Origin of the sequence: Alcanivorax nanhaiticus (assembly GCF_000756665.1) — a bacterium.
GTDB classification, from domain to species: domain Bacteria; phylum Pseudomonadota; class Gammaproteobacteria; order Pseudomonadales; family Alcanivoracaceae; genus Alcanivorax; species Alcanivorax nanhaiticus.
The window spans coordinates 175,523-200,013 of sequence record NZ_ARXV01000002.1; the positions used below are offsets into that span (position 1 = coordinate 175,523).

The window sequence follows — 24,491 nt, forward strand, 5'->3', positions numbered from 1 at the left end:
TCATGCCTCTCCTCTGCCTATTTTCTGCATAACCACTGTGGCAATGGACTGCGCATCAGACTGATTCGCCCGTAATAAACCTGGCGTATCCAAGGTACCGCCTTGATTGCGGTAACCAAAAGCGATACATCGATCAACGCCAAGATCCAAAGGGCGGCAGACACCGAGCAATATTTCCGGTCGCAGGTGCGATACAAAAATGCGCAAACGAATGTCATCGGGAAACAGGTTTATGCGGGTAGCCACATCGCAGACATAAGTCTTCTCATAGGGATCTCGCGGCTGCCGGAAGCGACCCGGTTCTAACAGGTACGTTATGTGGCATTGAATACCTTGTTTAGATAAAGTGCGTTTTACTTCCTGACAAACGCCTAATTGATAGGCACCTACCGCGACAAGTTGTACCGGTGCACCGTCAGTCTTATCCAAAGTCAATGCGCCCTGTTCTGCCAACTGGGCTGCCTGCTTGGGTGTGAATGCTGTAACAACGTCATTTTTGGGAATCGTCATCCCCCAGATTTGACCCTGGGTCTGGTAACAGGCATCGAGGCAGGCGACCGCACTATTGGCATCGGCGGGATACACAACTCTCGTCATATCGCTCATTTCCCCCAGCAACACCTCGCCAAAGGCGGAATCCTGATGGGATTGTTCATTCTTGCCGTTCTCCCATAAGTGCGAGGTGGCAATCACCGGCACCGACAGCCAGCCCGGCGGGCGCCCCAGCGCTTTTTGATGGCGCGCAAAAATGATTTCCTGGCGCAGCGCACCGATCATTTTCATGGCGAAGGCTTCATAGCTCACCACCAGGTTCAGACCGCCTTTGTTTCCCAGCGCCGCATTTACGACCGCCTCTTCATTGAGTGCGGTAATCACCGAGCCGTGAATGGATTCGGCCACACCCTGTTCCGGCTTCAGCACCCGGTGCTTAAGCAGATCAAGCGTCTTGCCCATGCGATTACTGCGCAGCTCATCCGGGTTGCCGATCCGCACCCGCCTATCGGGATTAGCGAGGTGCCATTCACAAAAGCGTGTGTCCACCGCTGCCATCGGGGATGTCGGGTCACCCTCGGTATGCCATTGTGGCTCTGTGGGAGATTGAAGCCTGACGTTGCGCATACACAGGGCATGGTGTTTTTCCGGCACTCGATTATCCGCCTCATGCTGCGCAATTTGTGAGATAGCCAGTTCCAACTCACTTCGTGGAAGAAATAATTTGGCCGCGTGTTCGTTAAATAGGTTGCGGGAGCGTTCATCGCTACCGGGGTTACCCGGTAGCGGTGTGCCATGAGCAGCATTGGTACCGGCGCCGTAGAATCCGTAGCCTTTTTCCGTTTCAGCAATCAGATATGGCAGTTTCACCGGATAGTGCATATGGCCTTCACGGATGTGCGCACTGCAGGCTTCGAGCCGCGCTTCGGATTCAAAAATTCCCCAGATAAACGCCGCCGGATCACGCCCGTCGATGGCGATGGGGTGAAAATCATTCTGTTCCAGGTGCTCGTAGAACCAGGACAAACCGCCTTGCTGGTACATGGTGGAGCGCTGGTCAATTCGCCTGCCATTGGCAATCATCACCGGTGTCACCAGCCCGCAATCCTCGGCGCGCCACCAGCGACTGGCCCAGTCGCTACCGCGCTGTTCTTCAAAAGCACCGTCACTTAAAAACGCCACTAGCCGTTCCCCGGGCAGCGGCATATGCACATATTGCAGTTCGGCAAAACCCAGATAGCCGCCTTCAATCAATCCGCCAGCGGTCTGCGGGTTTACGTGACTACCCAATGGAACACCAGGACGACCATCATCCGCCATGGCATAGCTGTAAAAATCCCGCGCCAACTGCGTCAAACCCTGCTCACTCAACGGATAGCGTTCGGCCTGTTCCGGATAAAGATTTTGCAACAGCACATTGACCGCATCGATGGCGGCCACACAGTGCCCCTGTCCCATCAACCAGCTGCGGGTGATACCGGCCAGGCGATTGGCAACCATATAGCCCGCATAGGCAGGCACCATATTCAGGGAACCGCCGGTATGCCCCTGTGGGTTGGATTTAAAGTCGTCTGCATCGAGTGCGCTGCCGTTGAAATTCACTTTGTTGGTGTAGGTCATATGCACCACCAACCACATGGCCGCAGTCGCCAGGCGGTCAGCGGCAGATAGTATCTCCAACACTTCATCGATCTGTCTAAACCGTCCTGTACACAGCAGTTGCTGGCAAAGATCGAACACTCTCACCTGCGTTTCATCCCGGTGTTGGATCACGCCATAACCTTCCGACCAGCGCGCAAAGGCAGGATATGTATCGCGATATAACTTTGCCCGCTGTTGTGTCCGATGATCGTTTTGTTGATCTATGGCATACATAGAAATTCCTCAATCAGCCAACGAATGAAATTCATTCTCAAAAGACAAGTGGTGTTGTACGGATCGCAACATGGCCGCTGCCTCATCGGCGACCACTACCCAACACTGCACCGGCGATGCCGGTGACGATAAAAGTAGTGGTAAAGGGGAGCGAGCCAGGGGATCTTTTAACGCGATGCCTAAGTGGGAAAGACCGGACAACAAACGACGGCAAATATCGATGTTGTTTTCCGCAATACCGCCGCTAAGAACGACACCGTCCAGCCCGCCCAGAATGGCGAAATACGCGCCCAGTGTTTTCTGGAATCGATAACGGAAAAAATCAAACGCCAGTTGGTGTTCCTGCTGTTCACTCGCAAACAAATCCGCCATGTTATCGATTCCGCCGGACAGACCCCGCCAGCCGGATTCGCAATTGAGAACCCTGTCGGTATCCTCGGGCGTCCAACCCTCCTGCCACTGCAACCAGGTCAGCAAACCGGGATCGATATCTCCGCTGCGCGTGCGCATCAACAACCCTTCATTGGGCGTAAAGCCCATGGTGGTATCGACTGGTTTGCCGTCTCGGATGGCGGCCATGGAACAGCCGCTTCCCAGTTGCGCAGTCACCAGGGTGTAGTGTTCGGCCTTGGGCTTCACTGCCTCCCAGTGTTTGACCATGGACTCATGAGCAAAACCGTGAAACCCGTAACGGCGTAATCGATATTTCTCAGTGAGTGCGACGGATAGTCCATAAGTCTGTGACAGCACCGGCAGGTCGCTGAAAAACTCACTATCGAAAACCGCAAAAACGGGAATGGAAAATCGGGTATTCCGAAGCTGCTCAATCAGTTCAATGGCCGCCTTATTGTGCAGTGGCGCCAGTGGTATCAGGGTTTGCAGTTGCCGAAAGTTATCGTCGTTGATGGGGAGAGGTTTAAGATATTCAGAGCCCCCGTGTACGACTCTGATAATCACCGCGCGAACATCATGATTTGTCAGCACATCGGTCAGCCAAGGGGGCGCGCCAGGATAAGTCTGCGCAGCTGATTGGCCGACACCTGCTTGCCCAATAGCAACAGGCACCGTTGCACCCGCATATTCAAGCGCCGAGACGTTATGCGTGCTCCACTTGATGGATGAACTACCCGGATTCAACACCAGCAGAACCGGTTTGTCATAGCGCGGCAAACTGCTCATCAGCTGGATAATCAGTCGGATGACTGCAAGCGGTTATAAATGGCCGCCAGCAACCACCCGGCGATACCCGCTACCACGAACCAGGCCACCAGCCCGATAACGACACCAGTGAGAGTCAAGTGCCAACCCATCTCATTCAGTTGCATATGCACCATTTCTCCGGACATGGACAACATCATGGAAGGCATTAACATCACCAGCAGACTGCAAGCCAGCCACAGTATCGCCGCGGTAATCGCGCTGGCCATCCCGAATTTGAACGCATTAAGTGTCATGATTATTCCTCCGTTTATGGTGGTGTATCTGTGAGAAATTAGTGTCTCTACAAATCCCCGAACCGGTTGGCAGACTGCGCCATACGCATCATTTCGTGCTCTTCCAGCGACCGGAGTGATTCCATCAACTCTTTGGCAGAGGGGATATCCGCCCTGGAGGCGAGATAGCGATACAGTTCAATCACCTGCTGGTGTTGATCGACTATCACCTCCATGATTTGCGTGGCATCCAGCTCGGCAAAGGGCGCGTCGCAATGCGCATGCCGAACGATGGGGTGCTTTGCCACATATTCGTAACACCAGGTATTCAGTGCATGCTCGTCGCCTGAGGTTTCAAACCCGCTGACTACCTTGGTCAGTGCCTTCTCATGATCGGACAGATACGCAAGGATCATCCGGGCCCGTTCATCCATATTCTTGTCCGCACAGTGGGATAAACACTGGCTGAGGTGTTGGTGAAATTCCCGGGTCCAGTGCAGCACATCTTTTAAGGTTTCAATTTGCATAACTTTTTCTCCGCTGTGGATTATCTCTTCGATTACAGGCGCAAAATATCGCGATAACCCGCCACATTCACCGCAAACGTGGTGTGCTCCTGCAAGTGCACCCGAAGGCCTTCAAGGGCTTCCGGGTCACCGTGAATCAGTTGAATTCGAGTAGTATCGGTCAGCGCTGACTGCTGTAACCACTGGGTCAGTTCGAGGTAGTCTGCGTGCCCCGACAAACCGGAGATGACTTTGACAGTGGCTCTCAACGGTACCCAGCCTCCGTGGATTTTCACCGCATCAACACCCTCCAGCATTTTGGCGCCGCGAGTGCCGCCCGCCTGATAACCGGTAAACAGTACCGTGGTTTTAGAACTGCCTAACAGGCGTTTGAAGTGGTGGAGAATACGACCCCCGGTAGCCATGCCGCTGCCAGCGATAACAATATGGGGGAAAGCCTGTCCGGCAATCGCCTTCGATTCGTCCACCGTGCGGGTATAGGTCACGCCATCGCATAGGCGGTAGCATTGCTCGTGACTCAACCGGTGCTGATCACTGAACTGGCAGAAAATATCCGATACTTTGATCGCCATGGGGCTGTCGAGATAGATGGGCATTTTGGGGATATCGCCCTGATCCATCAGGGTCGCCAACAGATGTTGCAAGGCCTGCGCCCGCCCTACCGCAAAGGCCGGGACTAGCAGCACGCCGCCGCTTTTGGCGACACGGTTAACAATTTCCGCCAACTGCTGAAACGGATCTTGGGTGTCGTGCCGGCGGTTGCCGTAGGTGGACTCCATCAACAGCAGATCCAGCTCCGGCAATGGTCGAGGGGGGGTCATCAGCACATCATCGAAGCGACCGACATCACCAGAAAAGCCGATTCGTTTCCCTTCCGCTTCAACGATAATGCTGGCGGCGCCGAGAATATGACCGGCAGGCTGTAAATAAAAACGGATATCCCCGACCTCGATCTGTTCATCAAACTCCACAGACTGAAATAGCCTCATGCTGGCTTCCGCCGTTTGACGGTCGTAAAGCGGCTCAGGGTGCGCGTGCTTGCCCAATTTATGTTTGCTGTAATACTTAGCGTCTTCCTCCTGGATATGGCCGCTGTCGGCTAATAAAATCTGACACAGGGCCTTAGTGGCGTGATGGGTAAACACCGGGCCGCGAAAGCCGCGCTTGTATAGCACCGGGATATAACCGGAGTGATCCAGATGTGCGTGAGTGAGCAGCACCGCATCCAGTTTGTCGATGTCCAGGGGCAAGGTTTGCCAGTTGCGTTCCCGCAGCCACTTGTAGCCCTGGAACAAACCGCAATCGACTAATACGGTTGTCGTTTCAGTTTCCAGCAGAAATTTTGAGCCGGTAACGGTCTCGGTGCCGCCGACAAAGGTAATTTTCATAATGATTTTCCTGGCAATTTAAGCATGCTTATAACGGGCGCAATCAGTTGCGACGTAATATCAATAGCGTTGGAAGGATGGGGGATGGTATTGGATGTGACCAGTTGGCTCAGGCCTGAGGCCAGTAAGGTTTTATCGGAGTGATCGGCAAATATGCCGTGCACCGCCACGCACTGAATGTTGTCGATACCTTTGGACCGAAGTGTTTTAACGCATTCCAGGATTGTTTGCCCGCTGGAAATAACGTCGTCGATAATCACTGCCGTTCTATCCCTGAATTCGTTGATGTCGGGCAGCATCACTTCGACTTGGCGATCCCCGAAGCGCTGCTTTTCTCCAATCACAAAAGGATGTTGACTAAAGGCAGCAATCTCATCAACCCATTGCTCGCTTTCGCTGTCGGGCCCTACCAACAGTAGGTTGCTTTGCGTTTTGAGCCAGTGCGCCAATGCCGGAGCCCCTTGCACAACACGACTGGGTATGGAATAGATTTCATCCAGAGAATGATAGCGATGCAAATGTGGATCGACCGTAACCAGCCAATCAGCATGTTGAGAAAGGCACTTGGCAAAAATACGTGAAGTAACCGCTTCCCCATCGACAAAACGGCGATCCTGACGCATATAACTGAGGTAAGGCGCCACTAACCCCACTTGCGACGCTCCCAGCTCCCGCAGTGTTTCCAATAAAAACAACAACGGCAGATATTTGATGTTTGGGTGTGACAGATCAGCCACCACAATACAGGCGCGATTTTCTACATCAGATTGAATACGCAGATAGGACTCCCCATCAGGAAACTGCCGAGCGTTAAACTCGCCAGGTTGACCACCAATCGCGTTACTGAGTGACTCAGCCAACGGATGATTGTTCAGGGAAAACACCACTGGAGATTTATCTTTCACAGCCATCGCCTCGCTCATCGTTCCTTCTCGACCGTAAAAATTGTCGATTGGCGATAAAACGCCATCGCATACTGTTGCTCTCCGATCGTATCGGAACAGAGCGTAAATAAAGGTTGTCCGACGGTGACCTTGTCGCCGACTCGAGCATGTAGACGCAACCCCGCAGCCGCTGTCGCCGGAGCGCCTGCCAGCTTCGCCAGACGCGCGAGTTGACGATTGTCGATAGCGGTAAGTGTGCCCGCTGCTGTGGCCGCTTCGGTATGTTGGTAGCTGGCGTCAGGCAGGGCTTTCATCCCACCCTGCGCGGCCAAAATGCGCTGGAACTGCTGCCAGGCTTTACCTTCATCCAAAATCGCGATCGCTCTTTCCAGCCCTTGTTCATAACGCTCTTGATAAGCAAGTGAAAACAGATGTGCAGCCAGAAACAAGGCACGCTCCCGAAGATCCTGTGGTGCACTGTGCTCGCGCTGCAATACTGCCAGCACATCCCGCGCTTCTTCTACCGGGCCGATACCACGCCCAACCGGCTGACTACCATCCGTAATAAGGCAGCGAATTTGAATACCACAGGCGGCTCCCACCTGGGTAAAGAGTGAGGAAAGGCGATCGGCGTCGTTCTGGGAACGCACTTTAGCGGTGGGGCCGACGGGAATATCTATCACCGCATGAGTGGAACCGGCAGCGATTTTTTTTGATAAAACCGAGGCGATCAACTGCCCTTCACCATCCAAATCCAGGGCCCGTTCAATGCGAATCAACAAATCGTCGGCCGGACTCAGGTTGACAGCGCCACCCCAAACAAGACAGGCATGGGTCTCAGCCACTACACGTTGAATCTCATTGAGCTCCAGATTGACGGTAGTCAGTGCCTCCATAGTATCCGCAGTACCGGCGGGAGAGGTGATCGCCCGCGAGGAGGTTTTAGGGATGGTGAGTCCCGCAGCGCTGACAATGGACACCACGAGCGGTGTGGTGCGGTTGCCCGGCAGCCCACCGATGCAGTGTTTATCAAGAACCATGGCTTCGTCTGGCCAGTTCAGCCGCTTACCACAGGCCACCATGGCCTGGGTGAGACTGATGATTTCATCTACGTCTAAACGGCTACCCGCGCACACACTGAGGAAGCTGGCGATTTCGATATCCGAATAGCGGTGGTCGCCGATGTCCTCGACAATAGCGGTAATCTCTTGATCACTGAGTTTGTGTCCAAAGATTTTTTTGCGCACGGCGGCAAGTGATGTCACTACCGGTGCGTGGTCGACACTAACCGCGGCGCCATCATCGACGTCCAAGCGCTGCATGGCACTTTTAGACAACCCTGCACTCCCGGAACTCAGTACCTGTTCGTCCACCACATTCAGCGTGGCGATAACGCTGTTTTCCCCGTACCGCAGCATGACACGGCTGTTGGCAGTGAAACCTTCAGAGCGGCAGATGTGACAATCACTGCGCATATACACCACCGGTTCCTGGTGGGTGTCGATGCCCATGTCGATCACCTTAAGTGTGTTAATTTGATCCATTAGCATTTCCTGAACAACAAAATTTAGCCATTGCCTTTCTTTCAGTGGCCAGCAGGCTTTCTCCACCACCATTTTTAATGGTGATGTTCATGATCCTGACTCAGGTGCACAACCTGCTTTCGTTTTTTAGATCCCAGAAATAGTTGCTCGCCGATAGCGATTAGCATCATTGTGACAACGGCCACACCCAACACAAATGGGTCTGAATTCAACTTCACCCAAACAAACCCGCTTAGTGCAAGCAAATCTAATATAATCGCAGTGACGGGAACCCAGCTTTTAGCTTTAACATCGTCCAACAAGTAGCGCAGAACACCCCAATGAATGGCGATATCCATCACTAGATAGAAAACGATGCCAAGTGCTGCTATACGGGAAAGATCAAAAAACGCTGTGAGCACAAGACCGAGTACCACGGTGTATACCAATGTATGTTTCTGAATGCTGCCAGGCATACCGAAGTGTCGGTGAGGCACCAACTTCATCTCTGTTAGCATCGCGAGCATCCTGGAGACCGCAAAAACACTGGCAAGAATCCCACCCGCCGTCGCAAGCATGGCAATCGCAACAGTGAACCACACGCCATACTCACCGAGTGCGGGTCGAGCGGCTGCAGCCAGGGAATAATCACGGGTTTCGATAATCTCACTGAGTGAGAGGTTGCTGGCCACCGCAAAACCAACCAATGTATAGATGACGACACAGGCAGCAATCGAAATAACAATGGCGCGACCAACATTGCGGTGTGGATCGATCACCTCGGAACCACTATTGGTAATGGTGGTAAAGCCTTTGAATGCCAGAATCCCCAGAGCCGTGGCACCGAGGAAATTACTAGCTGAACCGGTCTCGCTTACCTGGTCAAAGTCCACCGCCAGGCCATCAGCCAACCAGATGCCTACGAGGCCAAAAATCAGAATGCCGCCAATTTTCAGTAGACCGATGAATCCTGCAACTCCTTGAATCAGCCGATTACCCAGCAGGTTCACAATGAACGCCGCCAAGATTAGGGAGACGCCGAGTATAGGCGTCATTTGTCCTGATGGGTCACCGCCAAACAATTGCATGGTGTAGGAACCGAACGTACGCGCGAGAAAGCTCTGAGCGATGACCATCGAAAAATACATAAGTAGTGCATTAAATGCAGTGGGCAACCGATCGCCATAGGCCTTATGCAGATACATTCCAATACCCCCTGCTGATGGGTAGGCATTGGATATTTTGATGTAAGAGTAAGCGCTGAAACCAACGATGATTGCGGCCGAGAGAAATGCCAATGGGAACAATGCACCAGTCATCTCTGCCATTTGACCGGTTAGCGCGAATATTCCCGCCCCGATCATCACCCCAGTACCGAGCATTACCGTACCTGATAGAGTGAGGCTACCTTCGTCGTACTGTGTCGAACGATCGTCTTTTTCCTTCATTCAGGACTCCTAAAAATAATGGTTAATCCCCTTTCTGGGCTTTCGGTGCAAGGTATGCAGGCTGCTTAACTGCAATTCTCTATTTATCGACATTCACCATGGAGGTATACACTAGCGCTTGCGGCCAGCGCCCGGGGGTATTTGATGACAGCTCCACGGTTCGTGACTGGCGTTGTTTTTAACGTTCTGATCGACAAATTTGTAATAACCTTCTTTAAAATGCGTCCACCAATCATGGCTTACTTCGACGCCATGCTTTTTCAACACATCTTCGATACCATCCAGACAAATCCTGGAGGCGTCATAAGCAAGATTCAGCACATGACTTTTTTCATCAAAGGAAATGGCGTCGAGCCCGTAAAGCTGATCGACTTCAGCAACCACTGCTTGCAGGTTGTTCTGATCGGCAGGTTCCAGTTTTAAATGGCGTACCACAAGATTGATTTCTGATACGCCCAGCCGATGCTCTTTTTTGCTCATTTTCGATTTCCTCTAATGAGGCGGCATCTTGTTGCAACAATGCGCTTCATGCCTGGCGTTATCCTTGATATTTTCATCCGTCTGTCGCTGCCAACTAAGCCTTGTACGGTTCCACCAACTATCTTTAATAACCGCGCCATGTTTTTCGACAATGGCGATCATTTCATCGATATTGTGGTGAGAGGCGTCATAGGCGATTTTGAGAGTACCTTTCGTCATGTTCAGCCAAACACGGTCAACACAAGGAAGTCCATCCAACTCCGCTGTGATAGCATGCGCGTTACTTTCATTCACCCCGCGCAAACTTAAGCTGTGCTTGGTTAGAAAACCCGGATTGATACCCAGTCGATGCTCTGCCACCACTTTCTCCAAATTATCGATTACTAACGATCAATAGTCCGCTTTGCTTATTTCTTAATGTGTTTAGGACGACTCTTGCGAGCTTCGACCATGTTGTCCATCATCTGCCCCATCATCATCTGCATCATCCCCATACGCTCTTCCATCATTTTCATGCGCTCTTCGGTAGAGCTGGATGCCATGTCGCCTTCACCCTGATTTAGCGTCATCATGCATTGCTGCATCTCTTTCATATGTGCTTCGATGAGTTCACCCCGTTTGCCTTGGTCTGCTTCCTTTTTCAGCTGACCCATCAGGCGCTCCATGGATTTTTTGTGTTCTTGCATCATTGGCATCATTCGCTCATGGCTCATCATCATGCTGCCTTGCTTACCCTGTGTGTTCGGGTCACCGTCATGTTGATGCTCACCTTCGGCGAAGACTGGAGATGCCAATAATGCGGAAATAGCGAGTGCTGACATTAAATTTTTCATTGTTTTATCCTCAGACAGTTTCAGGTTCATTGATTTTAAATTTCGGAATCCACGCTGGCGTAGATTCCATATAATGGCGATATATTTCGCCAAATTCTTCCAGCGCCATCCGCTCCTCTCGCTTAGCGAGTCGCACGTAGACCACTACCAGTATCGGGAACATCACGAGCGTTGGAATGGTCGGCCACTGCAACAGGAAGCCGAACATAATCAAAATAAAAGCAATGTATTGAGGATGACGGCAGCGCGCATACCAGCCGGTAGTGGCCAGGGAGTGGGCTTGCTGCGCCTTGTGCAGTACATTCCAAGCCGAAGCAAGCAGGAAGAAACCCAGTATAATCAGGATATTGCTGGCAATGTGCAGTGGATCAAAATGGGGATTGCCTTCAAAACCAAGTAAAGTGTGCAACAGATGGCCGTTTTCGTGGGACAGAAAGTCGATGCCCGGATACTTTTCTGCCAGCCAGCCAGAGAGGAAATAGATGGTTAACGGAAAGCCATACATCTCGGTAAACAAGGCAATAACAAACGCCGAGAAAGCGCCAAAGCTGCGCCAATCAGTTTTGGTTTGCGGCTTGGTAAAGCTGAAGGCAAAGAAAATAAATATCGCCGAATTGAGTATCACCAGCGTCCAGAGGCCGTAAGCAGATTCACCGTGCATGCTTCTTCTCCTGTAATGTATTGGGTTAATGGTGATGACGGTTTTCGTTTTCCCGACGGCCTTCCTCCAGCCCCCGCTGATAGGCATCCTGATCGGATTCATCCTCGTGCTTGCCATGGTCACCGTGACCGCCATGCCCCCCATGTCCGCCATGCATAAACAAATGCATAAACGGACAGGCTAAGAGAATCAAGAAAGGCAAAAACTGCCAGACGTGTTGCCGATGCTCGATCAATAGGAAATAGCTTGCCGCTGCAATTAAACCCAGGGCGGCCAGGCCTTTGGGGGTCAACCAGAATGATGATTTTTTGGTTGCCATGTCACACCTCACCTGTGTAATTGAAAATCGTTGTCTGTTGCACTGCGTTTATCGTGTATCCACAGCAGATTGTTGACTGGCACGATGCAGACCAGCCCTTCGCTATCGGCATTAACATGCGCCGCATCCACAATCAGCTGCGCAATTTCCCTCGCCTGCTCAGCCTTGGCATAAATCTCCATTTGAATATGCTTGATCAAGTGGTTTTCGTTAAAACTGTCGAAGTAATAGCCCCGGCCACGAACCGGGTGTAAGGTAAAGCCCTTCACACCGTGTCGTATCAGGGTTTCTTCCACTTCTTTCAGGCGAAACTCATCAAAAATGGCCGTGACTTTATTGATGTCCATCAGATCCTCCTGCCTATTTCACCGTGATCTGTCCACGGTACATCTGCATCTGGCAATGAAACGCGTATTCACCTGCTGCCAACGCGGGTAACTGAATGGTTTTCAATTTATTTAGTGGCAGGGTGTCGCTGATTTGCAGTTCAGGAATCAGTAAAGTCTCAGAACAGGGTGATTGATCTTTGCGGATAAATTTGATTTCGACAGGTTCTCCGGTCGGCACTTTAATCCGCGAAGGCGAATAGGTGCCATTTTCAACAGTAATCACCAAATCGCTTTCCCCCAGCTCGGCTTCTTTCGGCTTGTAAAACCAGAACCACCACACAATCAGAGCGATTAACGCCAATCCGGCTATATTGATCAGTAACATGTCGCATTTCTCCTGGTGTTGGACTTAGTGTTCCTGCGCTTTAAACAAACGCAGTCGATTGGCGTTGGTCACGACAGTGAGTGATGAAAACGCCATCGCGGCCCCGGCAATCACCGGGTTCAACAACAAACCCAAGAATGGGTACAGCACGCCAGCCGCAAAAGGTACGCCGGCCACGTTGTAAATAAAGGCGCCGAATAAATTCTGTTTGATATTGCGCAAGGTCGCTTTACTCACTGCAATGGCATCGGCCAAACCATGTAACGAACCCCGCATCAGGGTGATGTCGGCACTTTCAATGGCCACATCGGTACCTGTGCCAATGGCGAAGCCGACGTTGGCGATGGCCAGGGCTGGCGCGTCGTTGATACCGTCCCCGGTCATGCCCACCACTTCGCCTTCCATCTGCAGTTCCTGCACTTTTTTGGATTTTTCTTCCGGCAGCACTTCGGCGAAAAATTCCTTGATACCGGCTTTTTCCGCTACCGCTTTGGCTGTGGCGCGGTTATCGCCGGTGAGCATCACCACCCGTATACCGTTATGTTGCAGGCGCTTGATGGCAGCGATGGAGTCTTCCTTAATCGGATCGGCTACTGCGATAATCGCTGCGAGCTTATTATCAACGGCGAAATACATCGGCGTTTTAGCCTCGGCGGCCAGCGCCTGGGCCTTTTCAACAAAATCACCCAGTCCGATAGTGCGCTCGCGCATGAGCTTTTCATTGCCGAACAACAGTGTTTTTCCGTCCACCTCCGCCTGCACACCGTGGCCGGCAATGGCGTTAAAATTTGAGACCTTGCCCATTTCGATCCCTCTTTCCTGAGCACTTTCAACAATAGCCATGGCCAACGGATGCTCGGAGCCGGATTCAAGCGTTGCTGCCAATCGCAACACCGCCTGCTCGTCATGTTCACCTGCCACCAACACATCGGTAACCTTCGGCGCGCCCAGGGTGATGGTGCCGGTTTTATCCAGAATCATCGCCGATATCTTCGACGCGGTTTGCAAGGCCTCGCCGTTACGAATCAGCACGCCCGCCTCCGCGGCCTTGCCCACGCCCACCATCACTGACATCGGTGTTGCCAGGCCTAGCGCACAGGGACAGGCGATAATCAATACAGTGGTCGCCGATACAATCGCAAAAGCTACCGCTGGTTCCGGCCCAAAATTCAACCAGGTCAGGGCGCTCGCTACGGCGATAATCATGACCACCGGAACAAAATAGGCTGAGATGACATCAGCCAAACGACCAATGGGCGGCTTAGAGTTTTGTGCGCGCTTGACCATATTGATGATTTGCGCCAGCGCCGTGTCTTTACCAACGCGGGTAGCTTTAAACAGAATTGAGCCTGACTTATTGATGGTGCCCGCCGCCACGGTATCCCCAGTAGCTTTTTCTACCGGCATCGGCTCGCCGGTGAGCATGGATTCGTCAATAGCGGTATGCCCTTCGATTACCTCGCCATCGACGGGAATTTTTTCACCTGGCCGCACACGGACCACATCGTTCAGTAGAACCTGTTCGATAGCAATATCCAGTTCTTTGTCATCGCGAATGACCCGTGCTGTTTTTGCCTGTAAACCAATCAGGCGCTTAATGGCCTCCGAGGTACGACCGCGGGCTTTCAGTTCCAGTGCAAGGCCAAGATCAATCAAGCCGATAATGATCGCCGTAGCCTCGAAGTAGACATGGCGCGCCTGATCGGGAACGGCGTCTGGGAAAAACACCACCACCATGGAATACAACCACGCCGTGCCAGTACCCAAAGCAATCAGCGTATCCATATTGGCAGAATGATTGAGAAAGGACTTCCAGGCGCCGACAAAAAAGTGCTTGCCGGAAAAATAGAGAACACCAAAAGTCAGAATACCCACGACCAACCAGGCGATGCGTTCTGTGGTGGTGTTGACGTTGACTTCACCAGTGATCAGCGCATAGGCCATCAAAGGGCCACCCAGTGAGAGAGCAATCCAGGTTTCTTTCATCAAGCGCTTGTAATAAGCCTGATCCGCCTTCTCTTTTTCGGCCAATGCATCATCTTCATTCTCAGCAGCCGCAAGCTTGGCGTTATAGCCCGCCTTCTCCACCGCCTTAAGCAAGTCAGACGCGGCTGCATTGCCAATCACGCTGACGGTGCGCTGAGCGAAATTCATTTCCGCGTTCTCCACACCCGGTACCGCCTTCAGAGCTGATTCGATTTTTCCCACACAGCTGGCACAACCAGCACCCTCGATAATCAGTTCCTGGTGCGCCGCGCTATCAACATGAACATGGGGATCAGAACCGTGTTCATGATTATGATGCTGTGCGTTGTTATCGGTATCTTTATGACAACCCGGTTTGCCGGATTCCGTGTTCACTGAACTCATGGGATCACTCCTGAATTATTTGATGACCGCCGCAGGAAAACCCGCTCGATTCAACGCCTCTATCAGAGCGTTAGATTCGACCATGCCAACGACCGAAGCGACACCCGTCGCCAGATCCATACACGCATCGCTTACACCGGAAACAGAGCGTAGCGTTTGCTCAATGCTTCTTACACAACCACCGCACGTGGCGCCTTGCACCTGTAACCGCTGCAGCGGGATATCGCTATCTGAGCCAACACTGCTCCGGGTGGTAGCTGCTGTGGATGACTTGCTGGCGCAACAACAGCCGCCCTGGTGATGAGCAGGGCTCTCAAACTTCTGTGTATTCATGGCAAATCCTCTATGTTGATTTACTGGGCAAACTCTTCAATCAGGTGACAGATCATATGGCCGGTCGGCACCTTATCCGGCTTTTGGCTCCACTCGACCACGGCCTGCTGCATGCGTTCCCGCAGTTGCAGAGTCTCGGCGAACCGTTGTTCAGTTTCATTCAGGCGTTGGTCAATCAAGCGGCGAACCGTCGGGCAAGGCGATTTCTTCTTATCCGCGTGGTTCAAAATTTCCTGAATATCCTCAACGGAAAAGCCCAGTTGCCGTGCACTCAGCACGAATCGCAAGCGGTTGTAATCCTTTTCGCTGTATTCCCGATATCCATTGGCTTTGTTCTTACCCGGTTTCAGAATCTTGATCCGGGTATAAAACCGCACGGTATCGGCCGTAACCCCTAAACGCCTGGCCATTTCGATAACTTTCACACAGCCCTCCTCGCAGCTCAGTCTGACTATCGCAGGATTCAGATTAACCCCGAAGATCTGTTCCTTGCCTTGATATGAGTCAATCATCAGTTCTAAACCCGAGAGAAAATCCAAAGAATTTGTCCGGCTTTTTGTCACCTTACACCTGTGTCCAAGACACAGGCCAAGCAATTTTCATTAACAGGTATCAGGCCTCTCGTACTCACTATTACACGCACCTCGATCTGTAGCCTGTACGCCGTCAACCGTCAATATTGGCCCGATATCCTGTCACGGCGTTTCTGCATTGAATCGACCCGTACACAACTCCCAAGCTGCACCTGGACTTATCCATTGTCATAGTAGAGCGGCGTTTTTGACCTTAAGATGACCCATGTATTACATTCCAGTAATGTATGTGTAATCCTGTTTACCCTGGCAAGTCGGAACATGCGTTGCTCACAGCACAAAGCGGGAGAACCACCAGCAGGGATTTCAAAGGTTCAAGAACCAGGGCCCGCAAAGGCGGAACCCTTCAGGAAACAGGTATCGCGGTTGTTATACCAGCGGGCTTACCGGCCTGATCAGGCCGTTTTGGGAGGGTGAAAAATGCGTGAGGGGAGCCGTGCCAACAATGGTTCCGGCGCAGTATTGAACATGTCGCAGGCGGCATGATTCATAGTATTTTTAAAAAATGAACCGACCGCCCCAACTGTTCCCGAGGCTGAACAGGTTGACGCACAGTGACTGGCCGATAGACAGCCTGAGTCGCAATGACCGGCTAAGCACTTACCGCGGGGTTTGGGCGAATCGCTCTTGGCAATCTGATGACAGGGCATTGTCGAAGCAGTGAGGCTATGTCCGGCCGCCTGTTCACCACGGTCATTCGGGTTGAGAGAATCGGAAGTGGGCGCTGGGACTGGTCGCGTATGGTCCAGATCCAATATCGAGGCGATCGAGCCATGGTTGAGCGCGTTTGCCGGTATTGGAAGGTGAACCTGCATATCCCTGGGCAATGCAGCCATCAGTGGTTGCGCAAGCAACCCCCAAATGACCAACATAATACCCAGATAATGAACCATATCGGCTCCCTTTATTGACCGTTTTAATCTAGCAGATCTGATATCGCCAGTTCTTGACCTGAATCAAATGTTTGACACCGACGTGTTCCCCATCGGTTGCAGCTCCAGAAGCAACAGAGAGGCCAAGAATATAGGGTTAGAATTCAGAACGGCGCACCCGAACTTTATAATCGGGTACGCCAGGTTCATAGCTTAAGTTCCGTCTTTACCCTTACTCTGCTTCCAAAGCAGATAAACCGCCGGCAATACCAGCAAAGTCAATACCACGGCACTCAGCATGCCACCCACCATAGGCGCCGCAATCCGACTCATGACTTCCGAACCGGTACCCGTGCCGTACATAATAGGTAACAGCCCCACGATAATCGCCGCTGCAGTCATCATCACGGGTCTTACCCTTAGGCCGGCACCGTGCAACACCGCGTGGCGCAATGTTTCCTTTCGCGGTTCAACACCTTTCTGCTCACAGTCTTCCAGCATATGGCGATAGGCCTGATTGAGGTACACCAGCATGATGACGCCGATTTCTACTGCCACACCTGCCAGCGCAATAAAGCCCACGCCAACAGCGACAGAGAAGTTGTAGCCGAGCACGTACATCAGCCAGATCGAGCCCACCATGGCTAGCGGCAGAGTGCCCATGATGATCGCGACCTCGGCAAAGTTGCGAAAATTGAAATAGAGCAGCACGATGATAATGGCCAGCGTCAGCGGCACCACATAGGTGAGTTTTTCCTTGGCTCTCAGCATGTATTCGTACTGCCCCGACCAGTTCAGGGAGTAGCCTGCTGGTAGCTCGACCTGATCGGCCACCACGGCCATGGCATTTTTTACATAACTGCCAATATCCACGCCATCGATATCAACAAAGGTCCAGCCGTTGAGGCGGGCATTCTCGCTCTTGATGGCCGGGGGGCCGTCTTCCACATAAACACGAGCGACATCCCCCAATGCAATGCGCTGGCCACTGGTTGTTACGATGGGCAACAGGGCTAATTGTTCCGGCGAGTTACGATAGTCCTGGGGATAACGCAGATTGACGGGATAACGCTCCAACCCTTCGACTGTCTGCGTGACGTTCATGCCGCCGATGGCGGTGGCCACCACCTGCTGCACGTCAGCAATATTGAGACCATAACGCGCTGCTTTTTCCCGCTGAATATCCACCTTGATATAACGGCCACCCGCTACTCGCTCGGAGTAGACCGAGGCGGTGCCAGGTACATCTTTGAGCACCTGCTCCAAACGCTTGCCGATTTTTTCGATCTCCTTGAGGTCGGGGCCAGCCACCTTAATACCCACCGGGGTTTTAATACCCGTGGCCAGCATGTCGATACGGGTTTTGATGGGCATCACCCAGGCATTGGTCAGTCCAGGAAACTTCACCAAGGCATCCAGTTCCTTTTTTAACGATTCCGTAGTCATACCATCGCGCCACTCCTCTCTCGGTTTCAACTGGACAAACGTTTCAATCATGGTCAGGGGCGCCGGATCAGTGGCCGTTTCTGCCCGACCGATTTTGCCGAATACACTTTTCACTTCGGGCACCGTGGCTATCAACTTGTCGGTCTGCTGCAGGATCTCCCGCGCTTTACCTATCGACAGACCGGGATAGGTGGTGGGCATATACATCAAATCACCCTCATCCAGAGGGGGAATAAATTCGCTACCTATCTGGCTGACGGGCCAAAATCCGATAACCGTAATCACCAGGGCTAACACGAGCGTGGATTTAGGGTAATTAAGCACGGTTTTAAGCGTAGGCATATACACGCCAATCAACGCGCGATTGAGTGGATTTTTGTGCTCAGGCAGTACTTTGCCACGGATAAAATAGCCCATCAGCACGGGCACCAGCGTTACTGCCAATGCAGCACTCGCGGCCATGGCGTAGGTTTTAGTAAAGGCCAGCGGCGAGAACATACGGCCTTCCTGGGCCTCCAGGGTAAACACCGGCACGAAACTCACGGTAATGATCAGCAGGCTGAAAAATAGCGCAGGACCGACTTCGGCGGCAGATTCCGCGACTACCTGCCAGCGGTTTTCGTTGGTCAGTGGCGTGCGTTCCATATGCTTGTGCATGTTTTCAATCATGACGATGGCGCCGTCGATCATGGCGCCTATGGCAATGGCGATCCCGCCCAACGACATGATATTGGCGTTAAGTCCTTGCGCATGCATGACGATAAATGCGGCCAAAATACCTACCGGCAAACTGACAATGGCCACCAGACTGGAGCGGATATGAAACAGGAAGACGACACACACCAGGGCCACGACGATGAATTCTTCCAGCAATTTGTGCCACAGGTTTTCCACGGCGCGCTCAATCAGGCCGGAACGATCATAGACCGTCACGATTTCCACACCCTCAGGCAACCCGGCCTTGAGTGTCTCCAGCCTGGCTTTGACACCATCAATGGTTTTTTGCGCATTCTCGCCAAAGCGCATGACCACAATGCCGCCTACTGTCTCACCCTCGCCATTGAGTTCGGCAATGCCCCGGCGCATCTGTGGCCCGATTTCGATGTCGGCCACATCCTTTAACAGCAAGGGGGTACCGTTGACGTTCAGGCCCAAAGGGATATTGGCCAGATCATCACGCCCCTGGATGTAGCCGGACGCGCGCACCATGTATTCCGCTTCCGCCATTTCCACCACAGAAGCGCCGACTTCCTGGTTGCCGCGCTGGATTGCCGTCTGGATATGAGAGAGTGGAATGTTAAAAGCTCGCAGCTTGTCCGGGTTCACCTTAACCTGGTACTGCTTCACCATGCCGCCAAGTGCAGCGACTTCAGATACCCCGGGCACAGTTTGCAGTTCGTATTTCAGGAACCAGTCCTGCAGGCTGCGCAGCTGGCTGAGATCGTGCTGACCGGTGCGATCCACCAGTGCGTAGAGGTAGACCCAACCCACACCGGTGGCATCCGGCCCCAATTGCGGCCTGGCATTGGGCGGCAAAGTGGGCGCCACCTGCGACAGGTATTCCAGTACCCGCGAACGCGCCCAGTAAGCATCGGTATCCTCATCAAAAATGACATAGACATAGGAGTCGCCAAAAAACGAGTAGCCGCGTACGGTGACCGCACCAGGCACCGACAACATGGCAGTAGTCAGTGGATAGGTGACCTGATCTTCCACCACCTGCGGCGCCTGCCCCGGATAACTGGTTTTGATAATCACCTGCACGTCCGACAAATCGGGAATGGCATCTACCGGCGTGTTTTTCAGGGACCAACCGCCGACCCCCACCAGAATCAGAGTGGCCAGCAGCACAAAAAAGCGGTTTTGGACAGACCAGCGGATAATGGCTTCGATCATGGCTTGTCCTCCCCGTTGCGCTGGCCTTGATCCATATCCATCCCATCATGGCTCATACCCTGATGCGGGCTGTTGCCCATGGATTGGTCGTCTCCATCCTCGTGTGAGTCTTCGGATATCGGTTCCAAACCATGGATCTGGCTGACAACGTAATTACTGCCCCCGTCCCGCTTAATTTCCACGTGCAGCTTCATGCCGGGTTTCAGCCCATCCAGATCCACCGCAGGGTCTGCGATAAAATCCATCGTCATGGCAGGCCATTGCCAGGCATCAATGGGGTCGTGTGCCAGCGTGAGCATCCGGTGTTCGACCATGATGCCTTCAATACGGGCGCCGACTGATACCGATGCCGGTGTTTCAGGCTGGGTATCGTCATCCGGGCTGTGGTTCATGCGACGAAAATCCGAGGTCTTGCTGGATTCGGAATCAAGCAAAAATTGCGCGGAAGTCACAAGCCGGTCGCCCTCGTTGAGCCCCGACAGAATCTCCACCTGGTTCTCGCCAATTCGCCCTACCTCTACGGCGATGGATTTAAAGCGCCCGTCACCTTTAGCCAACACGACTCGCGATTGGCTACCCGTGCGAATCAGTGCTTCCCGCGGAATGAGCAACGCCTCCCGAGCGGGTTGTGTCGCTATCGTCATTTGCGCAAACATACCCGGTCGCAGGTAGCCGTCCGGGTTGTCGAATCGTACGCGCACCCGAGCTGTTCGAGTCTGGGTATTCAGTGACGGGTAGATATAGTCAACGGTGCCAGACCACGTGCGTCCTGGCAGATAATCGAGGTACATGCGCACGGCATCGCCCTTCCGTACGCTCATGACCTGACGCTCGAACACTTCGCCAATGACCCAGATATGTTCCAGTTGCCCGATGACCATCATTTCCATACCGGGTTTCACAAACATGCCTTCACGGACCATAAGATTGTCCAATACGCCGGATTGCGGGGCCTTGATGGTGATCGTCTGACTGACCTTGCCAGATTTTTTCAGTCGGTGGATTTCCGATTCCGGCACCTGTAAAGCCGACAGCCGCTCCATGGCAGCAGTGATTAGTGTTGGGTTATTTCGCTTTAATGCCAGCAACACTTCTTCCTGGGCATTGACCAGGGTAGGCGAATATAAGGCATAGAGCGGCTCGCCCTGAGTGACCGGATCTCCGGCGGCTTTGACATGGAGTTTTTCAATCCAGCCTTCTACCCGTGGATGAATGTGAACAAGACGGTCTTCATCATATTGCACATAGCCCACGGTATTGACAGAGACGTCCAGCTGCCCCCGAGTAGCAGACGCTGTACGTACGCCAAGATTGTTGACCACATCGGGAGAGATGGTGACTGTGCCAATCTCCTGATCGCCGCCCGCATCTTCATACACTGGTATCAGATCCATCCCCATAGGGGATTTACCCGGTTTGTCGCGCTTGTAATTGGGATCCATCGGCGCGACCCAGTAGAGTGGTTTTTTCTCGGCTGCAACGTCATCACCGCCCGTGGTCCCTTTCATACGCCATAGGGCCGAATAGTGCGCAAGGGTCGCTGTCGCAATCAACAAGGCAACGGTAATGAAAAAAGATTTATTCAATTGAATCTTCATGGGGTTAATCCTTGCGCCTGGTTACTGTTGGTGGCGGGAAACGGTTCTGAACCATTTTTGGACAAGAGGTAATTCAACTCGGTAATCGTCTTCAGCCGATCAATCCTGATCGTTAAAAAGTCGATCTTGGCATTTAACTCAGCAATGCGGGCGCGCACCGCTTCGGCAAAGTCGCCGTCGTCGTTGTTGTAGGCGGCCAGGGCAGCTTCGGCCTGCTCGGCCATTTGCGGCAATAACTGCTCGGCGTAGAGCGCGCGACGATCATTCAGGCGCTGTAGCTGTACCAAGGCCGTATCCAGTTCCGCCATCAGCTTTCGCGCCATCAGTAACTTGTCAGTTTTTATGGCCTCAGCCCGGGAAGTGGCCGCACTGACGTCTTTATCCTGTCGCTTGCCGGTGAAAAGCGGCAGGTCAAAGGTCACACCGACAGAAAAAAAATCAGCCCGGTCACGCCCCATGGGATCATCGTCCCTATAGCCATATTGGGCGGAAAGACCCCACTCAGGTTTATATTTCTGGCGCGCTAATTCGACCCCGGTCTCCATGGCATCAATACGCTGATCAAGCGCCCGCAAGAGTGGGTGCCGGTTGACCTGTTCATAGAGCCAACGATCACTATCCGGCTGACCTCCCACCGACGCCGGCTCATCACCGTACTGACTGGGCACAAGCTGCGCTAACGGCAGACTGGCAAGACCGCCGACCCACTCGGATAAACGCTGTTGGGCTGACTCCGACTGTTGCCGCAGCACCGTCAAACGATCGTCCAACCGGGTAAGCTCCAATTGGGCCCGGATAATATCCTGCTGGCGGGCACGTCCCAGTGCCGACGAATAGCTCGCTTTGGTTGCATCCACCAAATGTTCAAACAGCGAGCGATCCCGCTCAATCAATCGAATGCTCTCCTGGGCTCTGAATGCGTCCAGCCACAGCTGCGAAACAGTAGCCGATACCTTGGCCTGGCGATTCTGCCTAAGCAATGGCTCCTGTTCCGCCAACTCCTGTTTCTGACGGCTGGACAGCGCCAGACTATCGCCGCGAGGAAACATCTGACTGACACCTACAGTGAGCTGCGTCATAGGCTCCTGGTTGATATCGAAGCTATCGGTAGGAAAGTTAGCCGCCATCAGGCTGACCTTGGGGTCTGGAAGCGTCGATGCTGAAATTGATTCGCTGGTCAAAGCGTCTTCGCGATGCCGGCTACCGTTCAGCCAGGGATCCGTGGCAATGGCATGGGCGATGGCCTCATCCAGACTCAACGTATTAGCCGGGCTCTGCGCAAATACAGGAAGCCCCACCAGCAAAAACAATAAAAATACCCATTGAATGTTCATCGTTATATGTCCTATTGCTGATCGCGACTATTCACAGATGCAAACACGTCAGCCGAACCGTCTTTTTTAAGCAGCCATACCTTGTAAGGCGTAAACCTGTCACCCATCTCCATACCAGGGCTGCCTGCCGGCATGCCAGGCACACTAAGGCCGATGGCGTCATCGGGAGGGTTTTCCAGAAACTGCTGAACAAAGCGCGCAGGGATATGGCCTTCGAACACATAACCGTTACTCGTCACTGCTGTATGGCAGGACTGGAACTCAGGTGCTATGCCATAGTCATTTTTAATGCGATTCAAGTCCGACGGGTGGTGGGTTTTTGTGTCAAAACCAACATCTTCCATATGGTGAACCCATTGCTGGCAGCATTGACAGGTGCGGCTTTTATAAACATCCAACGTGGCAATCGTTGCGCTTTTAGTTGCGTGATTTTCGCTTTCTGAACAAGCGGTAAGAAATAACAGGAATACGATCAGCGCCGGAAAGCGCAGATAGGTATGTAACGGCTTCATGATGACTCCCAATCAAGAGTTGCAGTGAACGCGCTCGTAGCGATGGCGCGTTTTAAACATACGTTATGGGAGTTTTTATCTCCCGCTTATCGAGTCGTCAGACGCCTGAATTTCAGGCGTACCAACCCTACTTCAGCGGGAAATGGGGGGGCGAAACAGCGAGGAAGCTGCCTGGGAGAGGAAGGAAACCGAATACGCTGTATTGAGGGTTTGAGAAAACTGAACGGAAAACGGCGACAGTGTACTCACCACCGCAACGCTTGCAGAGATGCAATCCAACTGAGAGCAGTGATCCTGGCTGCAACAATCAGCGGCATCAGCCGTAAGGGCATTATTGATCTGGATATTGTTTGCCTTGGTATGGCTTCCATGATCCATTGCCCCCGTCATTACTGGAACATCAGGTTCGTGACTCATCTTGTGGCAGGGCAATTTCGCAACAGCGAACGACTGGCTGGTAAAAGCCAGTAACGCGAAGATCGCCATGTAAAATCTGAATCTGCTAAGCCACATAATCTGCAAATGGTTATATTAACATTAGGAAAGATACCTTATTCTCTCGAAAGTTCAAACATAACGCCCTTGATGATTGACATAGATCAATCAACGGATACTTCCATTAAGCGCCAGAACTGCAAATATTGACTTGAGGCCCACCCCGTCAGGATTGAGTGGCTGAGCTAAGTTTTTTTGTCCAACGGCGCTATACTTAAATCTGAGCTGGAGTAACCCGCAGGTGGAGTCTGCCGATGAATACTGTCAACCGCATTGCCAATATCCTCAGAGCCAGTGCTGCTTTGCTCGTAACCGCTGTGGGCATTCTATTCAGCGCCGATGACGACGAAAGCGAAGACCGTCCCTTAGGAGATGGCTCAGACCGATTTGGGGAGCACAATTTTCGTACTGGACGTATGGACTCTGGAGCTGATCCAGATGGCTGGTATGAGGAGGACTTGTAAC

24 protein-coding genes are annotated in these 24,491 nt (G+C 52.6%); 1 reads left to right on the plus strand and 23 read right to left on the minus strand.

Going from position 1 to position 24,491, the window contains the following annotated elements; genetic code table 11:
* The 23 genes from Y5S_RS02920 to Y5S_RS19620 all read right to left on the minus strand — a co-directional run bounded on the left by Y5S_RS02920 (position 1) and on the right by Y5S_RS19620 (position 24,017).
* Complete coding sequence (locus tag Y5S_RS02920) at positions 1-2,367, minus strand: phosphoketolase family protein (protein ID WP_035230285.1); 2,367 nt, start codon at positions 2,365-2,367, stop codon at positions 1-3.
* 9 nt (positions 2,368-2,376) lie between these two features.
* The gene (locus tag Y5S_RS02925; protein WP_052041363.1) at positions 2,377-3,546 is read right to left on the minus strand and encodes a hypothetical protein; all 1,170 of its coding nucleotides are present in this window, start codon (positions 3,544-3,546) and stop codon (positions 2,377-2,379) included.
* Positions 3,547-3,557: 11 nt separating this feature from the next.
* Complete coding sequence (locus Y5S_RS02930; protein ID WP_052041364.1) at positions 3,558-3,821, minus strand: DUF5676 family membrane protein; 264 nt, start codon at positions 3,819-3,821, stop codon at positions 3,558-3,560.
* Between the two features lie 47 nt (positions 3,822-3,868).
* Complete coding sequence (locus Y5S_RS02935; protein ID WP_035230286.1) at positions 3,869-4,327, minus strand: hypothetical protein; 459 nt, start codon at positions 4,325-4,327, stop codon at positions 3,869-3,871.
* Between the two features lie 32 nt (positions 4,328-4,359).
* Positions 4,360-5,715, minus strand: a complete 1,356-nt coding sequence (locus Y5S_RS02940; RefSeq protein ID WP_035230287.1) for an MBL fold metallo-hydrolase — start codon at positions 5,713-5,715, stop codon at positions 4,360-4,362.
* On the minus strand, positions 5,712-6,638 hold the full coding sequence (locus Y5S_RS02945; protein ID WP_052041365.1) for a ribose-phosphate diphosphokinase: 927 nt from the start codon (positions 6,636-6,638) through the stop codon (positions 5,712-5,714). The genes Y5S_RS02940 and Y5S_RS02945 overlap by 4 nt, the downstream gene beginning before the upstream one ends.
* A complete protein-coding gene (locus tag Y5S_RS02950; RefSeq protein ID WP_051230004.1) occupies positions 6,635-8,143 on the minus strand; it encodes a thymidine phosphorylase family protein in 1,509 nt (502 codons plus the stop codon). Before Y5S_RS02950 ends, Y5S_RS02945 begins: the two co-directional genes overlap by 4 nt.
* A gap of 74 nt (positions 8,144-8,217) precedes the next feature.
* Positions 8,218-9,570 (minus strand): APC family permease, encoded by a 1,353-nt coding sequence (locus Y5S_RS02955; RefSeq protein WP_035230288.1) that lies wholly within the window; start codon positions 9,568-9,570, stop codon positions 8,218-8,220.
* A gap of 111 nt (positions 9,571-9,681) precedes the next feature.
* Positions 9,682-10,050, minus strand: a complete 369-nt coding sequence (locus tag Y5S_RS02960; RefSeq protein WP_027948911.1) for a hypothetical protein — start codon at positions 10,048-10,050, stop codon at positions 9,682-9,684.
* A gap of 12 nt (positions 10,051-10,062) precedes the next feature.
* A complete protein-coding gene (locus tag Y5S_RS19370) occupies positions 10,063-10,410 on the minus strand; it encodes a hypothetical protein (RefSeq protein WP_068812743.1) in 348 nt (115 codons plus the stop codon).
* 47 nt (positions 10,411-10,457) lie between these two features.
* Complete coding sequence (locus Y5S_RS02970; protein WP_035230619.1) at positions 10,458-10,883, minus strand: hypothetical protein; 426 nt, start codon at positions 10,881-10,883, stop codon at positions 10,458-10,460.
* Between the two features lie 10 nt (positions 10,884-10,893).
* Positions 10,894-11,544: a methyltransferase family protein gene (locus Y5S_RS02975; RefSeq protein WP_035230290.1), complete on the minus strand. Its 651-nt coding sequence runs from the start codon at positions 11,542-11,544 to the stop codon at positions 10,894-10,896.
* Positions 11,545-11,569: 25 nt separating this feature from the next.
* Complete coding sequence (locus Y5S_RS02980; protein WP_035230291.1) at positions 11,570-11,863, minus strand: DUF2933 domain-containing protein; 294 nt, start codon at positions 11,861-11,863, stop codon at positions 11,570-11,572.
* A gap of 8 nt (positions 11,864-11,871) precedes the next feature.
* Positions 11,872-12,210 (minus strand): P-II family nitrogen regulator, encoded by a 339-nt coding sequence (locus tag Y5S_RS02985; protein WP_035230292.1) that lies wholly within the window; start codon positions 12,208-12,210, stop codon positions 11,872-11,874.
* A gap of 13 nt (positions 12,211-12,223) precedes the next feature.
* Complete coding sequence (locus Y5S_RS02990; RefSeq protein ID WP_035230293.1) at positions 12,224-12,577, minus strand: cupredoxin domain-containing protein; 354 nt, start codon at positions 12,575-12,577, stop codon at positions 12,224-12,226.
* Between the two features lie 24 nt (positions 12,578-12,601).
* The gene (locus Y5S_RS02995; RefSeq protein ID WP_035230294.1) at positions 12,602-14,947 is read right to left on the minus strand and encodes a heavy metal translocating P-type ATPase; all 2,346 of its coding nucleotides are present in this window, start codon (positions 14,945-14,947) and stop codon (positions 12,602-12,604) included.
* A gap of 15 nt (positions 14,948-14,962) precedes the next feature.
* Positions 14,963-15,280, minus strand: coding sequence for a heavy-metal-associated domain-containing protein (locus tag Y5S_RS20135; protein ID WP_331280423.1), 318 nt, complete (start codon positions 15,278-15,280; stop codon positions 14,963-14,965).
* Between the two features lie 20 nt (positions 15,281-15,300).
* On the minus strand, positions 15,301-15,819 hold the full coding sequence (locus tag Y5S_RS03000; protein WP_331280424.1) for a MerR family transcriptional regulator: 519 nt from the start codon (positions 15,817-15,819) through the stop codon (positions 15,301-15,303).
* 1,139 nt (positions 15,820-16,958) lie between these two features.
* Complete coding sequence (locus tag Y5S_RS03005) at positions 16,959-20,087, minus strand: efflux RND transporter permease subunit (RefSeq protein ID WP_035230295.1); 3,129 nt, start codon at positions 20,085-20,087, stop codon at positions 16,959-16,961.
* The gene (locus tag Y5S_RS03010) at positions 20,084-21,685 is read right to left on the minus strand and encodes an efflux RND transporter periplasmic adaptor subunit (RefSeq protein ID WP_035230296.1); all 1,602 of its coding nucleotides are present in this window, start codon (positions 21,683-21,685) and stop codon (positions 20,084-20,086) included. The genes Y5S_RS03005 and Y5S_RS03010 overlap by 4 nt, the downstream gene beginning before the upstream one ends.
* Positions 21,682-23,019: a TolC family protein gene (locus Y5S_RS03015; RefSeq protein ID WP_035230297.1), complete on the minus strand. Its 1,338-nt coding sequence runs from the start codon at positions 23,017-23,019 to the stop codon at positions 21,682-21,684. Before Y5S_RS03015 ends, Y5S_RS03010 begins: the two co-directional genes overlap by 4 nt.
* A gap of 11 nt (positions 23,020-23,030) precedes the next feature.
* Positions 23,031-23,531, minus strand: coding sequence for a DUF411 domain-containing protein (locus Y5S_RS03020; protein ID WP_023659436.1), 501 nt, complete (start codon positions 23,529-23,531; stop codon positions 23,031-23,033).
* A 132-nt stretch (positions 23,532-23,663) separates the two neighbouring features.
* Positions 23,664-24,017, minus strand: a complete 354-nt coding sequence (locus Y5S_RS19620) for a hypothetical protein (RefSeq protein ID WP_152025194.1) — start codon at positions 24,015-24,017, stop codon at positions 23,664-23,666.
* Positions 24,018-24,280: 263 nt separating this feature from the next.
* Between Y5S_RS19620 and Y5S_RS03030 the strand changes: the two genes are divergently transcribed.
* Positions 24,281-24,490, plus strand: a complete 210-nt coding sequence (locus Y5S_RS03030; protein ID WP_008296020.1) for a hypothetical protein — start codon at positions 24,281-24,283, stop codon at positions 24,488-24,490.
* The last annotated feature ends 1 nt before the right edge of the window (position 24,491 follow it).

What these genes read in the sequence shown, in the direction of transcription:
- Y5S_RS03030 (WP_008296020.1), top strand. Translation starts at nt 24,281, where the DNA reads ATGAATACTGTCAACCGCATTGCCAATATCCTCAGAGCCAGTGCTGCT.
- Y5S_RS02980 (WP_035230291.1), bottom strand. Translation starts at nt 11,863, where the DNA reads ATGGCAACCAAAAAATCATCATTCTGGTTGACCCCCAAAGGCCTGGCC.
- Y5S_RS02935 (WP_035230286.1), bottom strand. Translation starts at nt 4,327, where the DNA reads ATGCAAATTGAAACCTTAAAAGATGTGCTGCACTGGACCCGGGAATTT.
- Y5S_RS03020 (WP_023659436.1), bottom strand. Translation starts at nt 23,531, where the DNA reads ATGAAGCCGTTACATACCTATCTGCGCTTTCCGGCGCTGATCGTATTC.
- Y5S_RS03005 (WP_035230295.1), bottom strand. Translation starts at nt 20,087, where the DNA reads ATGATCGAAGCCATTATCCGCTGGTCTGTCCAAAACCGCTTTTTTGTG.
- Y5S_RS02985 (WP_035230292.1), bottom strand. Translation starts at nt 12,210, where the DNA reads ATGGACATCAATAAAGTCACGGCCATTTTTGATGAGTTTCGCCTGAAA.
- Y5S_RS02975 (WP_035230290.1), bottom strand. Translation starts at nt 11,544, where the DNA reads ATGCACGGTGAATCTGCTTACGGCCTCTGGACGCTGGTGATACTCAAT.
- Y5S_RS03010 (WP_035230296.1), bottom strand. Translation starts at nt 21,685, where the DNA reads ATGAAGATTCAATTGAATAAATCTTTTTTCATTACCGTTGCCTTGTTG.
- Y5S_RS02930 (WP_052041364.1), bottom strand. Translation starts at nt 3,821, where the DNA reads ATGACACTTAATGCGTTCAAATTCGGGATGGCCAGCGCGATTACCGCG.
- Y5S_RS02920 (WP_035230285.1), bottom strand. Translation starts at nt 2,367, where the DNA reads ATGTATGCCATAGATCAACAAAACGATCATCGGACACAACAGCGGGCA.
- Y5S_RS19620 (WP_152025194.1), bottom strand. Translation starts at nt 24,017, where the DNA reads ATGGCGATCTTCGCGTTACTGGCTTTTACCAGCCAGTCGTTCGCTGTT.
- Y5S_RS02960 (WP_027948911.1), bottom strand. Translation starts at nt 10,050, where the DNA reads ATGAGCAAAAAAGAGCATCGGCTGGGCGTATCAGAAATCAATCTTGTG.
- Y5S_RS02945 (WP_052041365.1), bottom strand. Translation starts at nt 6,638, where the DNA reads ATGAGCGAGGCGATGGCTGTGAAAGATAAATCTCCAGTGGTGTTTTCC.
- Y5S_RS02995 (WP_035230294.1), bottom strand. Translation starts at nt 14,947, where the DNA reads ATGAGTTCAGTGAACACGGAATCCGGCAAACCGGGTTGTCATAAAGAT.
- Y5S_RS02950 (WP_051230004.1), bottom strand. Translation starts at nt 8,143, where the DNA reads ATGGATCAAATTAACACACTTAAGGTGATCGACATGGGCATCGACACC.
- Y5S_RS02990 (WP_035230293.1), bottom strand. Translation starts at nt 12,577, where the DNA reads ATGTTACTGATCAATATAGCCGGATTGGCGTTAATCGCTCTGATTGTG.
- Y5S_RS02970 (WP_035230619.1), bottom strand. Translation starts at nt 10,883, where the DNA reads ATGAAAAATTTAATGTCAGCACTCGCTATTTCCGCATTATTGGCATCT.
- Y5S_RS03015 (WP_035230297.1), bottom strand. Translation starts at nt 23,019, where the DNA reads ATGAACATTCAATGGGTATTTTTATTGTTTTTGCTGGTGGGGCTTCCT.
- Y5S_RS20135 (WP_331280423.1), bottom strand. Translation starts at nt 15,280, where the DNA reads ATGAATACACAGAAGTTTGAGAGCCCTGCTCATCACCAGGGCGGCTGT.
- Y5S_RS02955 (WP_035230288.1), bottom strand. Translation starts at nt 9,570, where the DNA reads ATGAAGGAAAAAGACGATCGTTCGACACAGTACGACGAAGGTAGCCTC.
- Y5S_RS02940 (WP_035230287.1), bottom strand. Translation starts at nt 5,715, where the DNA reads ATGAAAATTACCTTTGTCGGCGGCACCGAGACCGTTACCGGCTCAAAA.
- Y5S_RS02925 (WP_052041363.1), bottom strand. Translation starts at nt 3,546, where the DNA reads ATGAGCAGTTTGCCGCGCTATGACAAACCGGTTCTGCTGGTGTTGAAT.